3 protein-coding genes are annotated in these 2,302 nt (G+C 27.6%); all 3 read right to left on the bottom strand.

The window, feature by feature from the left end; genetic code table 11:
• Positions 1-289 precede the first annotated feature (289 nt).
• On the bottom strand, positions 290-928 hold the full coding sequence (locus ABIK75_05475) for a hypothetical protein (GenBank protein ID MEO0090537.1): 639 nt from the start codon (positions 926-928) through the stop codon (positions 290-292).
• The gene (locus ABIK75_05470) at positions 915-2,054 is read right to left on the bottom strand and encodes a kelch repeat-containing protein (protein ID MEO0090536.1); all 1,140 of its coding nucleotides are present in this window, start codon (positions 2,052-2,054) and stop codon (positions 915-917) included. Before ABIK75_05470 ends, ABIK75_05475 begins: the two co-directional genes overlap by 14 nt.
• On the bottom strand, positions 2,051-2,302 hold a 252-nt coding region (locus tag ABIK75_05465), incomplete at its 5' end, for a PEGA domain-containing protein (protein ID MEO0090535.1). The genes ABIK75_05470 and ABIK75_05465, both read right to left, overlap by 4 nt.

Raw genomic sequence — 2,302 nt, 5'->3', positions numbered from 1 at the left:
ATTATATATATGGGGAGAATAGATATTAATAAACCAAGGTATTTTATGAATTATTGGAAATCAAACTACCGGCATTATCTAATAAAGAAAATATTAGATTTTAAGGTTTTGGTTAATAAAAAATTATTAAAAAGAAACCTAAAAGGGAGGTGCTTAACGTCTTGGTGTATTTTCATTTAATGGCTAAATAAATATTTTTTTCATATACATCTTTAAAACTCTATTTTAATAAAACAGGAGGGCTTTACTTTCTATTGAAAAGGGAGCAGTATAGGAGATATTATAGAAGTTAGAAAGTTATATCAATTAAATGAAAGAGATAAGTAAAGAAAGCAGTAAAAACTGTTGAGTAAAATATATTATAGGTTATTTTGTAATATTTATATTTCTCTTCTATTTTGTTTTCGTCAGTTTCTTTTAAGTAATTTTGATGGGCATTTTTCATAATAAAATAAGAAGGTAATATTGATAATAAAGAAACAGTTTCCAATGATAGTAATGTATAGCCTTTTAGTTTTTCGTTTTTTCTTAATTGATATAAGCCAGGATAAATAAATATTTTCTTATCAATTACTTTCTTATGCTCTTCTTTTTCTATGGTTAATTCTTTTCTTACCTTTTCTAATACTTCAATTATTTTTGGTGAATACTCCTTTGGGTCAAGTCTGAAGTGCGGATTTAATTTTAATAGTTCTAAAAAATATTCTTTACCTTTTTCTTCATCACCTAAAATAATATAGGATTGGGAAATTAAAATTAATACTCTCTCTTTTGTTTTTCTATTTAAATCCTTTTCTTTGAGAATAACTTCACCTTTTTTGATAACTTCTAAGTAATTACCATAATAAAAGAGGGAATCTAATTCAGTAACTTTTTCTTGCGGTAAAGATATTAAAAATATAAATAAAAGGATTTTATTTAATAACAATTTTCTTTTTAAATTTATAACCTTCTTTATCTTTTATTAGATAAAAATAGATTCCCTTTCTATCTTCTTTTGTTATCTTTTTACCAAGAAGATTATAGATTCCTAAGATTTGGTAATTTTCATTATTCTTGATATTTTCTTTTTTCTCTTCTTTTATTCCTGATAACTGATGAATTTCTAAACTGCCAGTAATTCCCGAACTTGTCTTTCCACCGACCACATAAATAAAATTACCATGAGGTAGCGAAAGGATTCCGCAACCACCATAACTCCGCGCAAGATTTATTGAATCTCCTAAACACCAATAGTTATTTTCACAATTATAAATATCAAAACGACGAAGAAAATATGTTCGACCTTGATACCAATATTCACCACCAATAAGATAGATTTCATTATTTAAATAGGTATTTAAAATTCCGTAACGAGCAAAAGGTAGGGAGAGAAGGGTATCCCAAAGATTATTTCTTAAGTTATAACCATAATGACGAGAGGAAGGACCATAATATTCACCGCCAATAATATGAATTATTGACTCATAATAACCGATATTTATCCTTGCCCTTGGTCTTGGTATCTGAGAGCAAAATAGCCAAGTATCCCTTTCAATATCATAAATTAAAACATCATCTAAAAAACTATAAGAAAAATCATATCCGCCAAAGACATAAATATAATTATTCAAACCAATGCCAATAGCACCAGCTCTTGGTGAAGGCAAAGGTCTTTTTCTAATCCAAGTATCTCTTTCTGGGTCATAAACATTTAAATCATCAACAAGGATTAATCTTCCGGAATGGCTTTTGGTGACACCGCCAAATATATAAATCTTATTATTTACTACCGCAAACCCCATATCATATCTTTTTTGGGGCATTGCCCTTTTTAACCGCCAAGTATCATTAAAAAAGTCATACTCTTCAACAATATTAGTGATTTCATTATTAATTTTTATCCCACCAATTGCATATATCTTACCATTTACCGAAGGAGCCACTAAATAACTTCTTGGAAAATTCAAAGGCTTCCTAATTTCCCAAGAGAAAACAGATGTGAAAAGAAAGATACAGAAAAATACCTTTATTAGCCTCATTATATAAATATAAACATTTTTTATACCAATCATTTTAGTTTTATTATTCTTTCAATAATTTCGCCTTTTTTGAAATCAATTGTTTCTTGATAAATTGGATAATGGGGATTTTTTATTTTTAATATTCTTTTGCCTGGCTCAACAATAATCTCTTTAGAGAAAGGGGTTATTCCGATAAATTTATCGTCTAAATATACCTCTCCCCAAGGAATAACATTAATTTTTAAATAACCTTTTAATCTCTTTAAATTAAAAAATAGGGATAGGGTTTCTTTTCCTTT

The sequence above is a fragment of the candidate division WOR-3 bacterium genome (assembly GCA_039801725.1).
Classification (GTDB): domain Bacteria; phylum Hydrothermota; class Tepidihabitantia; order Tepidihabitantales; family DTDR01; genus DTDR01.
The sequence above is the reverse complement of the archived record's forward strand: the minus strand, read 5'-3'. Positions and strand labels throughout refer to the sequence as shown.